This is a genomic window from Streptococcus caprae, from assembly GCF_042649745.1.
Lineage (GTDB): Bacteria > Bacillota > Bacilli > Lactobacillales > Streptococcaceae > Streptococcus > Streptococcus caprae.
This window is the reverse complement of the sequence record NZ_JBHRZV010000052.1, coordinates 64127-80718: the sequence shown is the minus strand read 5'-3', so window position 1 is coordinate 80718 and position 16592 is coordinate 64127. Positions and strand designations below refer to the sequence as shown.

The following is a 16592-nucleotide window of genomic DNA, read 5'->3' as shown; positions in this document are numbered from 1 at the left end:
CCTTCCTTAACCTTTCACAAAGGTATAGAACCACTCAACAATACTTGGACCAGCAGACACCGCAATAATAGATACCGCAATAGCCACCCAGTGTTTTTTAATAGCAGCTTTTACCTCACGACCACCAAAACCATAGACAAGGCCTGTTAATACAACAGCAAATCCCAGAGTTACAACTCCTACTCCTTGCACTTTCGTAATCCCTTGTTGAGCCAAGGCATCCGTTTTGGCGAAAGGATCATCCGCATAGACTGTATTAGTCAGAAGTCCTGAAAGAAAGAGTGATAGGCTAAGCAAGTATCTTTTGCTTTTAGTCCTCACTGCATTGATGTAATTTGTCAACTTGTTCTCCATAGAAAACCTCCTTTATTTTATTGACATTATTAGTGTAAGGGATAATCAAAATTCCTGCGTTAAGGGAAAAAATTTCAGAGAAAAATTTTTTCAGCTGAAAAGAGAACTCACTTTTTTCTCTCTTTCCTCCTCAATATCTAATTGAATTTGTCTCAAATCTTTTCGGTGTTGACTGTCTGGAGCCTCGCCCTCGACCCATAGATGGATAGTATAGGTCTGCTTTCTCTTATCCAAAGCCAGACTCTTAGCTGAAATGGGAGCTAGTACTTTGCGTTTGATCAAACGCTCCAAAGGACGTGCCCCATTTTTCACATCTGTTCCCAAATCAGATAAATATTGAATTAAACTAGGTTCATAGGAAAGTCTCAGGTTTTGACGGTGCATCCGATCAGCTATTTCTGATAGATTTTTCTCAGCTATTTCTTCAATAACATCACGTTCTAAAAGGTTGAAGATCAATTTATTTTCAATTCGGTTTAAAAATTCTGGTCTAAACTCATTTTGTAACTCACTGTCCATTGATTTTTCAAATTGTTGGCGATCACGGTCAGTCAAATCTTTAAAATTTCCCTTCAGCTCCCATTTATTGATAATCTTTTTGGCTCCAATATTGGTTGTCATAATAACAATGGTGTTTTTGAAACTGATTAAACGACCTGAGCTATCTGTTAAGCGACCATCATCTAACACTTGTAAGAATAGGTCCATAACCTCACTATGAGCCTTTTCAACTTCATCTAGTAACAAAACAGAATAGGGTTTACGTTTCACCCCTTCAGTTAGCTGTCCTTTTGTTTTCGTCTCACGGTTACCAATCAGTTTAGCCACATCTTCCTTCTGTTTGTACTCAGACATATCAAAGCGAATCATGGCATTTTCATCATCAAATAGGGCTTCCGCTATAGCCTTGGCCAACTCTGTCTTTCCAACACCCGTTGGACCAAGAAAGAGAAATGAAGAAATGGGCTTATTTTCATCTTGTAAACCTGCCTGAGCAATTGTCACAGCATCTACAATCGCATCAACGGCTTCTTCTTGCCCTTTTACTCGATTCATCAGTTTTTCCTTGAAACCCTCTAAACGTTCTCGGTCACCTTTTAAAATAGTGGTGACTGGAATTCCCGTTTTATCTTTCAGGACTTGAGCAATATCTTCCTCTGTCACCTTATTTTTTCCTTCAGTTGAAGCGATGGTTGCTCCCTCATCTATCAAATCAAAGGCCTTGTCTGGTAAGAATCGATCTGTAAGATAACGAACAGATAGACGAACAGCCTGCTGAACTGCGTCGGTAGAAATCTGGATTCCATGAAAGGATTCGTAAATGACTTTAGCCTGCTCTATGATGGTAATTGCTTGTAGAATAGTCGGCTCTTCTATCATAACTGGCTGCATTCGACGTTCTAAGGCTCTATCCGTTTCAATATAATCATGAAACTCATCTAAGGTAGTTGCACCAATCAGCTGAATATCGCCACGTGCCAGGACGGGCTTAATCACATTTCCTGCATCAAGGGCTTGTCCATCCTGGCTACCAGCACCAACTACGGTGTGAAATTCATCGACAAAGAGAAGATTATGGCCACGTGTAGCAACCATCTCCTCGATGATTTTTTTAAACTTAGCAATGAATCCACCATCTTCTTCACTCATCAAACTAGAAAGCTCCAGAGAGCGAACCGTTAACCCTTTTAAAGGTCCAGGAACTTGACCACGCATAATAGCAAGCGTTAGACCTTCCACAATAGCTGTTTTCCCAACTCCAGCTTCTCCTACCAAGATAGGATTATTTTTAGTTCGTCTGAGAAGAGAGATAATGACCGCTTTTACTTCCTTATCACGGCCATAAACTTGGTAATCGTCTGATTTTTTAGCAACCTTAGCAGACAAATTATCAGTGTACTTATCAAGATAGGGGGTCTTCAATTCATCTTCCACTTCAATCACTCCTTTCCTTTGCAGCAGCAATCTGATTCGCCAGCTTTTCTTTTATGGCATCGACGAACTCACGTGGGTTAATCTCTCCCTCACCGATTTGAGAAAGGAACAACTCCCAGCCTCCTGTTGTTTCAGGACTGGCAAATTCGTTATCATAAAGATAATGAATCAAGAGATAGGCTTTATTGGTTGGAAATAGTTGGCCTGTCTTTTTGTCTTTAGTCACGTAGCCTCTATCCTGGATTGTTTTTAACATAGCTGCTCTGGTTGCCTGCGTACCTAATCCATACTTTGGTAAAATTTCACTAATCAATTGACTCTCGGTAATTCTCTTAGGCGGTTTAGTCACTCCTTCAATAATGATTGCTTTGGTTTCAATCTGATCTCCTACACGATAATCAGGTAACTCTACATCTCCTTTCAGCTTTTGTTGACTATAAGCGGCCCACCCCAAGTCAATCATTTGTCGTCCAGTCGTTTTGAAAACTAATTCTTGATTTTCCACTTCAACTGTTGTCGTTAAATAACGACAATCTGCCGCAAACATCAGAAGAGTTCTGCGAACAACTGCTTCATAGATTAACCGCTCATCTGGCTTCAAAGTCACTAGGTTAGGAATGTTTTCAGTTGGTATAAGAGCATAGTGACTTGTTTTGGCCACTTTTTCTGGATTGACATAATTTTCCCTAGGATCTAAATTCACTGCCTCAAAAGAGCAATTAACAACCTCTTGATAGCTCTTCAAATAGTTTTTCAAGTAGTCAAACTCATCTTCCGTGATAAAGCGAGTATCGGTTCTAGGATAAGACAAGTATTTTTTTAGATAGAGACTTTCGATTACATTTTCTGTTTTAGTTGGTTCAAACCCCCACTGTTTAGCCGCCATCCCCTGAATATCCGATAAATTAAATAATGAGGGTGCTGCTCTTTGATTTTCTTCTGTTTCAACTGAAGAGATTGTGGAGACTGATTGAAGTTGGCTTGAAGTAGATAAGACAATATCACTATCAGAATATTTCTCTTTATTTGAAAAAGTAATACCTAAATCTTTATCCTCTAAACGAAGCTTCCAATAAGTTTCTGGTCTGAAGTTCTGAATAGCCAAGTCATTCTCACAGATTAAACGTACTCCAGGAGTTTGAACACGGCCAACGGATAAACTATTGCCTTTTCCTTTAGGAAGTCTCCCTTTATTTTGTAATTCCAAGGTGACTAGAGGTGATAAGTTCATGCCGACCAACCAATCTGATTGTGCACGTGCTTCAGCTTCCAAATAGTAGTTATAAGTCTCTAGCGGTTCTCTTAGATTTTGAAAAGCTTTTTGTAGTGCTCTTGTTGTCAATGAATTGACCCATAAGCGTTTGGTGACCTTTTTCTTTCCTTCTGGAATATGAGATAAGATCGAATAAGCTATACGTTCTCCTTCTCGATCTGAATCCGTCCCTATAATGACTTGTTTAGCCGATGTTACTTCCTGATAAATCTGCCTGAAAATTTCTTTAGAAGTTGTGTCTTGTTTCAAGCTCTGCTTAAAAGAAACATCAACTAGAGGTAAGTTATTCAAATCCCAATTATCTTCTGGCAAGCCGTATTCAAACAAATGACCTTCAGCAGCTATAATGTGAACTTCATCTGAAAAATAAGGGGTTTGTTTAACAATGTGTACTTTACCTTTTTTACTAGCCGAACCAAGGCTTTCCGCATAAGCAGCAGCCTGATTTTCTTTTTCAGCTAGAATAACTGTTACCATATAACCTCTCTCCTTTTTATTTTGATAGTTCTAGTGTAAGAGATAATCAAAATTCTTGCGTTAAGGGAATTAGTTAAATCAACGTTGAAAAAGTTATATAACTTTTTATGTTATTTCTTGCACAACAAAAAGCAGTCTCATTCGAGACTACCTTCTGGTTTAACGGCTTGGCCCTTTGGTTGGGGGCTTAGGAAAATTTGGCCCTTGTCCTCGGCTTTTTCCTAATTGATAGGGCTGAGTGTGGTTTTCAATTTGTTTCATCATGTTAGAAACTGTTTTGTGAACTCGTTTCAAGGAATCCGCTAACTGCTTATCGTCTAATGATTTGAGATTATCTGTCCAACTCGCCATATAATCAATTGCTTTTTCAGAGGTATCTAGTCCAAAATGTTTAGACAAAATATGACTCGTCATCTCAGCCTCCAATTCTTTTTGTCCTTTCGGTAGTTCCTTATACTGGTCTACCAGTTTTGGATTATGAAGTGTTGCATGAGCCAGTTCATGGATCGTGGTGGCAATTTTTTCTCCAGGAGTATTATCTGGATTGATAAGAATGAGTTGTTCTCCAGGATAAAAGGCTCCTTTTGCATTTCCTAAAACATGGGCTTCGTCTTTCATCATTTTGACACCAAGACTTTCCGCATAATCACACAAACCTTCCAGCACCTCTTTGGTCTTAACTTTATCCATGTTAAAGTTGTAATGGCGGTTTGGCATGGCTTTTGGATAGCTTTCTGGTTTCAGCGTTGTTTGGGACAACTCAAAGACCTTGAAGGTGGTGAAACGTGGATAACCTGTTTTAGGATCTCTTTCTTGAAATTGACGAACAGGAAGTTTACCATCTTTCACCAGGGCTTTCTCTTGTGGAGTTGCTTCAGAAAGTTTTTTGAATTTTGGATTACCTTTATCATTTTTAAGCTGTTGTCCATTTTCATCAAGAACTGGAATCATCTTGACCATCAATGGTCGAAACAGTGTGATTTGAGACTTTTCTCCTGTTTTGACAGACAATCCTTGGTGTACCACTTCTTTGGTTTCACCAGTTCTTTTATTTGTGTAGATTGCCTTTGTCTGGATGACATCTTCTGGCTTAACTCCTAGAGCCTCTCCCATCGCTTGCCATTGGTCATAGGTTGCGACTGCATTCGCCCCACGCCATTGTTCATGAATGAGGGCGACATTACGAGGGGATAACTGCGGGAATTTACTCATGAAATCCATATATTCCAGCAAGTCTTCAGGTGACTGGGTGTATTCACGAATTTTTTGGAAGGCGTATTCACTGATTTCATAGGCAGAGGCATTGGTATAATCAAATGGTTCATCAGGTATCACAGTATAATCCTGTTCTCCTTCTTTGACTTGATTTTTAGTTGATTCTTCAGCCATAATCTCTTCAATTCTTTGGGCCAAATCAGCCTTCATTTCTTGATTAGGAGACTGGAAACTTTCTCTATGGCTACTCGCTTCATCTTGAAGAACCTCTTGTGTCTTCAAGCTCTGCTCATTGGCTTCAGTAGCAATCTCCAGATTCACTTCCTGGTTTTCCAGCTGAGAAAGAATCTTTTCATCGATGGCTGCTAATTCAGGTTGTCCTTCTAAACGACGATATCCTAACCCCAACAAGCGTGAGATAGGTTCCGTTTCATCACCAATATCATAGCGGATATTATCTTTGATTAGTATGCCTCCAGGAGCATACACGTCAAATTTAACTTTAGTAAACGGTACATAATCTGCTTGATTTCCTGTTGCCAAACTTTCTTGATGACGGTCGTAGAAGGCTCTATTTTGCTTGTAAAGCTCTTCAGCAAATGTTTGATACTCTACACGCTCTGTTTCCTTAAATGGAAGCTGAGGACCGTCTGGCCATGTCTCAGCCCATTGAAGGCGTACATGGTAGTTTTCATTATAAATACGATCCTGATTCCATTCTCGATAGAAATTAGAGTCTTTATCAATCAGTCCCATCTGATCAGCAGTACTAACTACTACGCCAAAGTTGCCTTCATGTTTATCTGAAAGTTCATAATAGCGTTCCCAAGCTACTTTAGACTCTTCAGGTACCTGTGTTCCAATTTTTCTAGGATCTCCTACATTGTATGCAGCATCCAATACTTGAGTGAAAAGTTCAGCTGAGATTTTATCATTGTTAATAATTTCTTGAGTTGGGTCAAGAGCTTCCTCATATTGCTTATTCTCCAAAATGGATAACATTTCTTGACCACCATCTTTGACATAGTCTTCATTGATTGACAGTTGGTCAAGTTGCCCTTTTCGTTCACGATAAACTCCCAAAATAATGTTTTCTTCAGCTGATTGAGCTAACTGATTTTTTAATCCTGTACGTAGCTTCATCAAACTAGCAGGGAAAGTGGTATTATCAATAGTCCTCAATGCCAAAATAATATCCTCATCTCCAGACTTAATAGCTTTATCCAAATCTAAATAATGAAGTTTTGGAACTTGAGACAGATCTCCAAAATAGAATGAATCCGATTCTACAATCGCTGGCAATTCAGGCAAGACTTTTAACTTATCAAATGCTGCACCTTTATTGGCTAAGAGAATTGTGTCAAAAGCGCCATTACCATTAGCAAAATCTTCCAATGTTTGCTCTGCTGACTGACCTTCCTTATATGGAAATACGCCTGTTAAGTGCTGAAATTTATCTTTATCAAATGACACTTGAAGTGTTTGTATAGAAGCATTTTCTTGATAAAAGTAGTATATTTTACTATCTGCTAATTCATTCAGATACCAGTTAGCAACTTGTTGTAGCGTACCAGCATAACGATTCAATTTAACTAAATCCTTATTACTAACAGCATGATAATGACGCTTATTAATTGACTTCCCATCCTCATTTATGCTAAAATGTAGTAAAGGCTGAGGCTGAGTTTGGCTTGGTGACAAGTCATTCAAAGGTTGCGATACGTTCGCTTCAGGTAGAGGTGCTGCCTCCTGATTTTCAGGAAAATCCCCGATTGTACCCTCAGCATTTTTTTGTTGTCTGAAAATACTACCCGTCTCTTGATTCATTTCAAGGGACTTTTCTTTTTCTTCTGAAACAGCAGCCTCCTCTTGAATGGGTTCTTCTATCTGATAAGACTGTGATTCAATACGAGACATCAACATTTCTACATCAGATCGACTGAGAACAACTTCACCTTCTTGTTCCATCAGGTAATGATAAAAAGCATTGGGAGTTGTCACAAAGCCATAAGTATAATCCTTGATACCTGCTTCATTCAAGGGGTATTCAAGCATTCGTTCTATAGACTGCGACAAATTATCGAATGTTCTATTGCTATAATAAGCTCCGAACTGTTCAGCTGAGAGACTTTCAAGTTGTTTATTTGTTGAATATGCAGCGATAGCGAGTTCTCCAACAAATCGGGTTGAAATATCTACTCCTAGCGTGCGTTGGTGAGGTTTCAAAGCTTGGTATAGGGAGTCTTGTTCCATCGTGCCTTTGTTTTTATACAGATCAACGGTCTTATCATCGATAGAAGATAAAATTGGTCGAAGTGGTGCTAAAACCTCTAGTCGCTTGTCAGTCATGTATTGGAGTGGATGGCTATTCCCTAAATTTCCGAAGACATCAGACAAGTAAATATCTGTGTCAAAAGTAATAGATATTTCTCCTGCTTTTATCCGAGCTTCTAATTGCTTCACTAATTCTTCATTTTCTTGTTTAACAAAATCATAGGTCACAATTTTCTGTTCACTCGCTAAGGACTCTGTATCTTGATTTTGGATCAGAGGAGAATCAGAGGATTTTAGTTCGTATTTATTAACAACTACCTCGAATGTATCTTCATAGTGATTAAGGACTTTGTCCCAAATTTCAGGAAGATTGGTTTGTAGTTTGGTTAGAAATTCCACTTTTTCCAAATCCGAGAACTCTTGATCAGAAAGATAATCAAAGAGGCCGTCTCTATCGAGTACATGGCCTTCAAGCGAGAGATAACCTGTTGCACCATCATTGCTTGAGTCTTCAACATAGAGTTCTGCTCCAGCCACTGGATATTTTCTATCTTCAAGCATGCCATGGAAATCCTCTAAAACAGAGTCCTCAGCTCCCAGGTTATGAAGCTCTTCATCATGCCACAGATAATAAGCTGTATCGTCCTGTGTAATACCTGCAATAAGTTCATCCACTTGGTTCTGGTAATCTTCAACTATTTCTGGCTGATTTATTTTAGAAATTTGATCAGACAGTGAGCTTTTTAGAGCATCGTTCCAATCCATCTTTTCCTGTCCATGTTGTAAATCTGGTAAGGCTTCAGTAACCGCCGCTCCTTTATCACGTAAAGAGCTCACAAAGTTTTGACCAGCTTCATCATTATCTACTGCTAAGGTAATCCAATCTGCATGTTTGCCATCGGCAAAGAAATTATTGTCAATAGCTGTCTGTAAACCTTCTGCCAATTCATCATGGTTCCAGCGTAAAGGCCGACCAGATAATTCTGATTGCAGTTGTGCTAAGTGTCGACCAATAACGCCTTCCTTTAATCCATCCATGGAGATTAAGCGTACGTCTTGAAGTTTATCTTTATTCAGTTCGTAGTAAGACATTAGGTCAATAGCACTCTCCGCAAAGATAAGACGGTTAGGCTGACCAATATCTACGTGCATACCCGTAATACCATCTGAATTTCTGACAATATTCTTAGCATAGCCACGTTCTGGCCACTTCGACCAATTTTCTTCAATCCCTTGTAGAGTTGCCCCAACAATCTCTCCTGAGAAATCAAAAGACTTAAAGACAACAACTGGTTCAATACTGCCATTAACTTTAGCATTAGCTTGAGCGAGAACCCCCTTCTCTAAGAAGAAGTTGATCGTTTCATCAGAGAGGCCACGTTGCTCTTTTAGATAGTTTCTAGCCGTTTCAAATGGTTGTTCATAAGGTTTCAGATAGTAGTTAAAAGATTCCTGCACTCGCTCTGCTGCTGCAAATTCCTTGAAAGTCCCATCATTGAGATAGTCGATCGCCTGATTAAAGTTAATCTCTTTCATAGTTTGGACCAAAGCAATAACATCGCCACCTTGATGACGTGAAAACCAGTTCCACATGTTCTTATCAGGTGAAATCACCATCGAGTCGTGCTCTTTCCAGCGATAATCTCTCCTCGAGCGAACAAGTTCCATATGGAGATCATTGGCGACATCTAAAATATCACGAGACCTAGCGTGCTCTACTCTCTCTCGACGACTCTTTCCACGTGACGATGGCTGGTTTGTGTGTTCTTCTACCATAAAAATTCCTTTCATTCATTAAAAACACTCATAATTTGGTTGATAAGGTGTTGCTTCAGAAACTCTAAACATTTCTTTTGGTAGTTGAACCAGTTCTCCCACCGAAAGACTCTCAAACTGCTCTGGATTATCCCGATAGCTGAGTTCCAACTCCAAATCACCATTTTTTCCTTGTCCTGCAAAAAGAATATTCTTCTGACTGTCGTCCATGGCTTTAACCAACCAGTCCGATTCAAAATCAAATTCTTCCTCTGAGACACTTGGGAAATGTAACATTATCTTCACCTCCTTCCTGTACCTACAGTTACTTCTAGTGTAAGAGATAATCAAAATTCTTGCGTTAAGGGTATAAATCAAAGAAGTTTTTCAGCAAAAAAGCCATTGATAGCTTATCAATGACTAATTAGCGTTGTGCTTGTCTACGTTCCTCTTGTTCCTCCCGTTCATCACTACGTGCACGTTCCATTAGTGCTCTTTTGCTTGCCTGCTGCGAACGGGTGAGGGAAGCCGTCAAATGTCGCATAAAGTCTGTATTGACTCTACTGCTTCCTTGTGACTGTTGGACTTGAGTCTTTTTAATGGCTCTACGCTCTTGTAATTGCTTCGAAACAGCTTGAGTAATCTGATTTTGAGTATCTTCAGTCAGTTGTAGTTTGGCATACAAACGTTTCAATTCTGCAAATCCCTGGGCATTGGCCAATTTCATCTCTTTAATAGCCGATTCATCTGATAGCTGGTCCATCTGTTGGTTTCGATTATTAATCTGATATTTCAGCTGAAAAATAGAGACTTTTGTTTGGAGTTCCTCAATATAAGCTTGTTTGGTGGTTGTGGAACCCCTCAGCAAGCTGAGAATAGTATCGTCTTGTATTTGACTGACCAGGCCTATCTCTGTCCGTAGTTGTCTAATAGGTATCTGTATAGAACCAGCAGTTGCTTTATTGATAGGCAGAGCAACACTATCTTCAAACTGACTCTTTAAGCGTTGCTTCAATAGCTGATCATCTTCTGAGAGCTTGTAGTTAGGGGTTAATTGTAACTCTATAGCTTGGAGCTCCTGAACTATTGATTGTTTCTTAAAATCCACAAACGGTTGATCAGAAACCAGTGGTTGAATCTGTTCTAACAGTTTTTGACGCACCTGCAATTCCTTCTGATTAGCTTCTAACATACTGAGTTTCAACGCATAGCGGAAAGTCCCTAATTCCCGACGTTCTTTTTCTGTTAAATCAGTTTTCGACTTAGCAGCATCCACCAATTCTGTTAACTCACTTGAAGATAATAAGGATAAGTCCTTTAGAGTCAAGGTCTTTGTCTGGATATTTTCTTTCAGCTGACTGATATCATACACATAGTCTATTACAAACTCTGGTTGGCCAATTCCTGTGCCGTGCTTGTCATAGGCTTCATAAACAGGCTTTACAATTTCAATAGGTTTATCTCCGTCTTTCACAGAATAGCCTAATTTTTGCCAAGCATTTAAACTTTTTACCACGCTTGCTTCAGGAATCTGATCTAAGATTTTTCTCTGATTCAAACTAGAAAAGCTTTCCAAATTTTTTTCCAGCTGAATGTCTTGAATCTGAGGAGAGGCCTCCCTGAAGGATTTTAAGATAGTGTTGGCCAAACGTTCCCTTAAATCCATCACACGACGGGCCAGATGATGTTCCAAATCATACCCCTTTGATTCAGCTAAGGTCCGAATTGTTTTGCCATCAACCTTTCGGATTTTTTCATAGACCTGATTTTTTTCAGACGAATAGACCCCTGCGTAGGTCTTTAGAAATTCCCTAGTCTCTTGAAGAAATTCTTGATAAGCAATACTCCCCTCATTTTGCAAGTATGAATCTAGGTAACGATCAAGAAAAAACTTACTAACCGCAAAATCTCTGGCATTAGATCCATAACGCCACTTCTTGTTTAGCGGCAAGTGATTATAGGCCTGTTCCAAAAAATTTTTTTCAGCTGAAGAGGTGATTTTGTCCTCCTGGTAAACTGAAGCCATTAAGTCAGTTTTTAAGTTAGCAAGAACCTGTTCTTTTCTGATAAGGTTTGATCGTGTTTCTTCTTTCAGAAGTCCATGATAGATACCACTCTTAAAACGGTTGATTGTTTTCTGGGAAAAATTTCCTTTGTACTCCATACGTCCACGAGGCCGATAGAAAATTTTGTCACGATTAGATTCAACCTCAGACAGCCCAAAATGAATATGAATGTTATCTGTATTCAGATGGATATTCCCCCACCAAAAAGCAGAATCAGAAAGCCCCTCTTTTTGGATAAGTGTTGGCATCATGTCACGCATAACTGCCTTAATTGCCTTTTGATCAACTTGATCAGTAGCCACATCATACAGCCCTTGTTCCGCTAGAAAAGCATTATCAAATGAAATAACACCCTGCCATAGTAGAGAGCCATTCTGATAGGCTGTTTCCAGTTGATTTTTTAACTCTGTTAACCGCTGCTTTCGAAGGTAGTCTGCTTCTTGAGTAAAAACCGCTGTTAATTCTTCAGACTGTTCTTCTGTAGCATAGGAGCGATTCATATAATCAATGTATTCTCTAAAATTCAACTGTGTTTCAGGGACAGCTTCTTGAATACGACTCATCTCTTCTTCAGTCAGTCCTTCCACCATTTGGCGGTAGGTTTCTAGAGATAATTCTTCATCCATTTTAACGGCTTCATCTCGGTTTGTGTAATCCACATATTGGCTATTGGCTTCCGTGTATTGAAGCATAAAGGTAATATTCGGGCTAGAAGATAGACTCATCTTTCCTCCTCTCTCTTAATCAAAATAAACCATCTCTTCGTAATTGAGCATAGTCCTTTAACAAGGGCTGTAATTCTTCAGGTTCAACTTGAAAAGCATTTAACCACGGACCTGACTGGGAAATATGTAGTTCTTTTTGAGCCTCAATAAATTGCATAGGAACTAATAAGACAATAGGATCTTGCAATTCTAAGCCAAATTCTTTTTCTAAGAAAGCCACAATAAAATCTTGATCTCCTTTAGTCCGAATCTGCCAATGTTGAGAATTCCCATTTTTCTTTTTGTGCAAGGAACTATACTTTACATCAATCATTAGTCCATCAAACCAAAAATCATAAACGGGATTATTTTTCTTGAAATACTTATTAGCATCAATTGCATCTGGAACATACTTTTGAAAAAGCTCTTCGGCCATTCCACCAAGTTTTGCCGTTCGAGATCCATACTGAATTTTATCTTGAATTTTCAGACAACCACTCTGAATCAGTTTTAAGTGGGCGATATGAGTTGGTAGTCCAGACCGTTTCACGGCCTCATGAAAATCTCCTGTTTCTAAATAGATATCAACAATATCTGCCATTTATCTAACCTCAATGAGAGTGTTTCATCGTTTGTCCTCGACTAACATCCTCTTGAATAATATCTTCAATACGTGCGATCAGTTCATTTTGTTTTGGATCAAAATGAGAGTGAATAGATTCCAAGTCTTGAATATCAAAACGACTTCCCTTTGTCCCTACATGAAAATTGGTTAATTCCAAATAGAGAATTTGATCTAGCTGATGACGAATGGACTTCAAGAGTTTCTGTTCATCTGAAGCAGCCAAATTTTTTTCCAGCCGAGACAGTCTTTCGGAAAACGGTTGTCTATCTCTTGTTTCTAAAAAGAGTTTATAAAAAACATCAATCAACTTCACAACGGTTGCCGTATGATTTTGACCTTGGCGATTCAAACCTCCTTCAAGCGTTGATAAATATGTTTTAATTTCAGAAAATTTTTGTAGGGTTTCTTCGTTAAAATAAATATTAATTCTAGTCGTCATTGTTTCTCCTTTACTGTAATTTTTTTGAAGTTCCCGTCAAATAGTTAATATCATATCCTGGTTGACTATTAAAAATATAGATATCAAACGATACAGCGTCATCTTCTACACTCTGGGCTTCCATACGGCTCCCACGAACAACTAATTCTACATTTTTAAAAATTGGTGTCACACGATAACGGACATGATGTCCTGTTTCCTTGATATAGGTAGCGACCATATTTTCGTAATAAACCATAGATGATTTTTCATCATCAAAATTTGCATTAAGGGCACGTGTTCCTGTAAAGAGATTTTTCACATTGGCATTCTCACCACTTAATTGAAAACCAATCAAATGAGAGCGATTATACAAATAATCTTCTTTTCCATTGAACATGATTTTTTTATTTTTCCAGCCAGTCGGTTTGACTGATGAAATATCTTCACGTTCATTTGTTGGCATCAAGTCTTGACCCAACATTGCTTCAGCAACTCCAATACGATTCAAAAAATCAAGGTTACTATATCTTTCCCATGAGCCATTGTTCAAACTCAATTCATCTGTCGTAAATCGTGCCTTATCATTAACCACTATGACTTGATGTTGACCATCAAATACTTTTGATTTCAGTTCTTTGTTTTGAATCTGATGAGCGTTACCCAAGTCATCATTTTTTTCTTCAGGTGAATCGGATATATTCAATTGACTAGCTAAATCATTTTGAGTAAAGACACTTTTTACAAATTGAAAATTTTGTGGTTGAACTAGAAAAATGCCAATGAAGCAAAGGCTGACTAATAAGAATTTATTTTTCTTCATGAATGCCCTCCTGCTCCTCTCTCCGCAGCAAGTGCATCCACATCATCTATAAATCGTAACCAGTCAATCGTTAATTCTTCTACAATATCCTGCTTGGCACTATAGGCCAGTAACTTGATTTCATTTTTGAGCAACTGTTCCAAAATCTTAGCTTGTTGCTCTTTAATATCTGCCAGAGTCTCCGCAAACTTATTCTCGTATAAATCCAAGCCATCATTTTCGACAATTCGTTGGAGTTGAGCTAGCATAAATTCATTAAATGATGGATAGTGATATTTTTCTGATATCATATGTAGCTGTTCCCATGTTTTTTCTGGAATAAATCTAATTTTAATTTCTTTAGTCACTGCTTTCTACCTCCCCTTCATATTCTAACCAGCGTGAAATGTGATCAGCGTATAGAGCCATTTTCGTTTCAAAATCTGCTAAAAGGTCAGTTTGTTTTTGAGTTAATAACAAAACATGATCCGATGTCAATTTCATATTTTCCAAATGAGCAAGGTAGTTCGATTCAACCAAATTAAATTGTTCTTTTTCAATTTTTTCACGACATACATTAAGTAAAAATTGATTAAATGATTTAGCTTTAGTCTTCATCGCAAGAGCTTTTAGGTAATCCACTTCTTGAGAAGATAGCCCACGAATTTCAATCCTTGTTTGATGGCTTTTTACCATATTAGTTACCTTTTCTTTCTAAAAAATACAGTGCCCTTCTTTTTTCTTTTGACGAGGCAAAAGCTAAAAGAAGCAAAAAAGAAAACCTCAACCTCGCAACGTCACGAACCAATCTGGTTCTACTTTTGCGGTTTTTTCAACACACGACGACACACAGTTGCGGCTAATGCCTTTTGGGGTGTCTTGTGTGAGAAAAAGAGCATAAGGGAAACTGTCCCCACGTACCGTTTGGAGTTGATAGTATCAACGTTTCCCGTACCGGTAATTTTCTCGGCTACGCCTACATAAAACACACACTATTTGTGTGGCGATTAGTGTCCATACCACACTAAAACACACGTCAATGGTGTTAAATAGTGCTACTTAACACACTATAGCACACTGCCCTAACGCACTAAACGACACAACTTTTTTAGCAGTTATTCACCTGAAGAGGATGGGGTTTTAACTATTTTAAACTCCTTCTTCACCTTCTTTTTTAGCAGCTGTACGTCTTGCCTTTTCCTCTTCTTTCAGAATCATAAGTTCGGTTTTTAAATCATCTAGGATGGTTTCATAAGACTGTTTTTTATCCTTTTTCAATTGGATCTGAACGTAAATTTTACCAATTTGTTTTTGAAGATTTTCTTCCACAAGCTTCCGTTCATTTTCTAAAGAAGCAACTTTTTTCTTTGCTTCCTCTAGTTCCAAATCAATTTTAGTAAGATCTTTTTTTGCCATTTAATAGCCTCCTTCATTTTGATAATTTTAGTATAAGAGATAATCAAAATTCCTGCGTTAAGGGGAAAAATGATAACCAAAAGAAAACTCCCTAATATCAAAATTAGGGAGCTCCATATGTTAAACTTTCTTCAGTACGCTTAATTCACCTGTTACAATAAAAGCTGCTTTTCGGCTGAGTTTGAATTTCATTAGTGTATGATAAAAGTCTGACTTTCCTCCAATATTTCCGAAAGGATGAACCGTAAAAACTGGATAATAAATGGTATCAGTATCTATAAAAGTCCGTTTATTTTCTTTCTCAAATTGAACGATTTTATAGCTAATAGCTGTTATCACTTCTCTATTCAAAAAGCTCAATTCTACAAACTCTTGATAAGCTGGTTTAATAGCATTTTTGTTAATCCTTTTCATCCGTTTATTAGCATCTTTTTCATCTGCATCAACATAAATGTTTGATTGTGGTGGCAACTCATCTGTTGTTTTTCGGATTCCTAAATAGTCTTTATTAATAACATTTTTGAAGAGATAGTGATTAAATATTGTCGGCAAAATAAACTTAGCAAGAAGTAGAATAACAAAACTAATTGACCCCAAAATAAGCAAGCGATCAACCATAGATTCAGTTAACGTGTGCTGGCTAACATATTGAATCCCCGCCTCAAGAAAGAACAGTAATGCTAAAGAATAAAGTACAGATTTCAACCTTCTAAACTCTTGTAAAAAACTTGAATAAACTAGGCTTACAACACAATTGGCAAAGACTAAAAGCACTAAAATGTCCAATGTAATTTGTCGAGCTTTCTCAGGTATATAATAAGTCAACATGCCTGCAAAAACAGCTGAGAATAGATAAAACTGGCTTTTAGAGATAAAACCAACGAGCCAATTTAAGCCACAAATAAGAGATAATTTAAGACCAATTTTGTTTAATGATTTCCATTTTTGAACGAAGTTTTTCATAAGATTTTTCCTCTTTTCTTTTTGATAAATTGTAAAATATAGTGCAACAAAAAAACTCATAGAGTTTCTTTCGTGTAAACTGTAAGTAACGACACCAACAGAGCACGAGGACATCTATGAGCTACTTACATCTTACCATAACAGAGAGAATAAAGATAGAGACTTATTTGGAATTAGGGTTGAAACCTAGCCAGATTGCCCAAAAATTAGGCGTTCATCGGTCCACCATCTCCAGAGAATTAAAACGATGTCAACGTTCCTACTCTGCAGATTTGGCACAGAAACAGTATGACCAAATGGCTAAACAAAAAGGTC

At 38.0% G+C, this 16592-nt stretch carries 14 protein-coding genes; 1 reads left to right on the top strand and 13 read right to left on the bottom strand.

Annotation, left to right across the window (positions count from 1 at the left end; translation table 11 throughout):
* Window positions 1-6 precede the first annotated feature (6 nt).
* From ACFORF_RS09800 to ACFORF_RS09740, 13 genes are all read right to left on the bottom strand, one after another.
* Window positions 7-354: a TrbC/VirB2 family protein gene (locus ACFORF_RS09800; RefSeq protein WP_380427749.1), complete on the bottom strand. Its 348-nt coding sequence runs from the start codon at window positions 352-354 to the stop codon at window positions 7-9.
* A 90-nt stretch (window positions 355-444) separates the two neighbouring features.
* Entirely contained in the window at window positions 445-2298 is a 1854-nt protein-coding gene (locus tag ACFORF_RS09795) for an AAA family ATPase (RefSeq protein WP_380427747.1), read from the bottom strand.
* Window positions 2291-4039, bottom strand: coding sequence for a type IA DNA topoisomerase (locus ACFORF_RS09790; protein WP_380427745.1), 1749 nt, complete (start codon window positions 4037-4039; stop codon window positions 2291-2293). Before ACFORF_RS09790 ends, ACFORF_RS09795 begins: the two co-directional genes overlap by 8 nt.
* Window positions 4040-4198: 159 nt before the next feature.
* A complete protein-coding gene (locus ACFORF_RS09785; protein WP_380427743.1) occupies window positions 4199-9304 on the bottom strand; it encodes a PBECR4 domain-containing protein in 5106 nt (1701 codons plus the stop codon).
* Window positions 9305-9322: 18 nt separating this feature from the next.
* The gene (locus tag ACFORF_RS09780) at window positions 9323-9580 is read right to left on the bottom strand and encodes a hypothetical protein (protein WP_380427741.1); all 258 of its coding nucleotides are present in this window, start codon (window positions 9578-9580) and stop codon (window positions 9323-9325) included.
* A gap of 127 nt (window positions 9581-9707) precedes the next feature.
* Window positions 9708-12074 (bottom strand): MobP2 family relaxase, encoded by a 2367-nt coding sequence (mobP2, locus tag ACFORF_RS09775; RefSeq protein WP_380427740.1) that lies wholly within the window; start codon window positions 12072-12074, stop codon window positions 9708-9710.
* A gap of 19 nt (window positions 12075-12093) precedes the next feature.
* Window positions 12094-12654, bottom strand: a complete 561-nt coding sequence (locus ACFORF_RS09770; protein ID WP_380427738.1) for a hypothetical protein — start codon at window positions 12652-12654, stop codon at window positions 12094-12096.
* Between the two features lie 10 nt (window positions 12655-12664).
* Window positions 12665-13117, bottom strand: coding sequence for a hypothetical protein (locus ACFORF_RS09765; protein WP_380427736.1), 453 nt, complete (start codon window positions 13115-13117; stop codon window positions 12665-12667).
* 10 nt (window positions 13118-13127) lie between these two features.
* Window positions 13128-13919: a DNA/RNA non-specific endonuclease gene (locus ACFORF_RS09760; protein WP_380427734.1), complete on the bottom strand. Its 792-nt coding sequence runs from the start codon at window positions 13917-13919 to the stop codon at window positions 13128-13130.
* Window positions 13916-14266 carry a hypothetical protein gene (locus tag ACFORF_RS09755; protein ID WP_380427732.1) on the bottom strand — a complete coding sequence of 117 codons (351 nt, stop codon included), beginning with the start codon at window positions 14264-14266 and terminating at the stop codon, window positions 13916-13918. Before ACFORF_RS09755 ends, ACFORF_RS09760 begins: the two co-directional genes overlap by 4 nt.
* Window positions 14259-14594, bottom strand: coding sequence for a hypothetical protein (locus ACFORF_RS09750; RefSeq protein ID WP_380427730.1), 336 nt, complete (start codon window positions 14592-14594; stop codon window positions 14259-14261). The genes ACFORF_RS09755 and ACFORF_RS09750 overlap by 8 nt, the downstream gene beginning before the upstream one ends.
* Before the next feature lie 453 nt (window positions 14595-15047).
* A complete protein-coding gene (locus tag ACFORF_RS09745) occupies window positions 15048-15314 on the bottom strand; it encodes a hypothetical protein (RefSeq protein WP_380427729.1) in 267 nt (88 codons plus the stop codon).
* A gap of 120 nt (window positions 15315-15434) precedes the next feature.
* Window positions 15435-16277: a hypothetical protein gene (locus ACFORF_RS09740; RefSeq protein ID WP_380427992.1), complete on the bottom strand. Its 843-nt coding sequence runs from the start codon at window positions 16275-16277 to the stop codon at window positions 15435-15437.
* A gap of 116 nt (window positions 16278-16393) precedes the next feature.
* Between ACFORF_RS09740 and ACFORF_RS09735 the strand changes: the two genes are divergently transcribed.
* On the top strand, window positions 16394-16592 hold a 199-nt coding region (locus ACFORF_RS09735), incomplete at its 3' end, for a helix-turn-helix domain-containing protein (RefSeq protein ID WP_380427727.1).

Coding starts and splice junctions, on each gene's coding strand:
- ACFORF_RS09800 (WP_380427749.1), bottom strand. CDS start 354: ATGGAGAACAAGTTGACAAATTACATCAATGCAGTGAGGACTAAAAGC.
- ACFORF_RS09790 (WP_380427745.1), bottom strand. CDS start 4,039: ATGGTAACAGTTATTCTAGCTGAAAAAGAAAATCAGGCTGCTGCTTAT.
- ACFORF_RS09785 (WP_380427743.1), bottom strand. CDS start 9,304: ATGGTAGAAGAACACACAAACCAGCCATCGTCACGTGGAAAGAGTCGT.
- ACFORF_RS09780 (WP_380427741.1), bottom strand. CDS start 9,580: ATGTTACATTTCCCAAGTGTCTCAGAGGAAGAATTTGATTTTGAATCG.
- mobP2 (WP_380427740.1), bottom strand. CDS start 12,074: ATGAGTCTATCTTCTAGCCCGAATATTACCTTTATGCTTCAATACACG.
- ACFORF_RS09770 (WP_380427738.1), bottom strand. CDS start 12,654: ATGGCAGATATTGTTGATATCTATTTAGAAACAGGAGATTTTCATGAG.
- ACFORF_RS09765 (WP_380427736.1), bottom strand. CDS start 13,117: ATGACGACTAGAATTAATATTTATTTTAACGAAGAAACCCTACAAAAA.
- ACFORF_RS09760 (WP_380427734.1), bottom strand. CDS start 13,919: ATGAAGAAAAATAAATTCTTATTAGTCAGCCTTTGCTTCATTGGCATT.
- ACFORF_RS09750 (WP_380427730.1), bottom strand. CDS start 14,594: ATGGTAAAAAGCCATCAAACAAGGATTGAAATTCGTGGGCTATCTTCT.
- ACFORF_RS09745 (WP_380427729.1), bottom strand. CDS start 15,314: ATGGCAAAAAAAGATCTTACTAAAATTGATTTGGAACTAGAGGAAGCA.
- ACFORF_RS09740 (WP_380427992.1), bottom strand. CDS start 16,277: ATGAAAAACTTCGTTCAAAAATGGAAATCATTAAACAAAATTGGTCTT.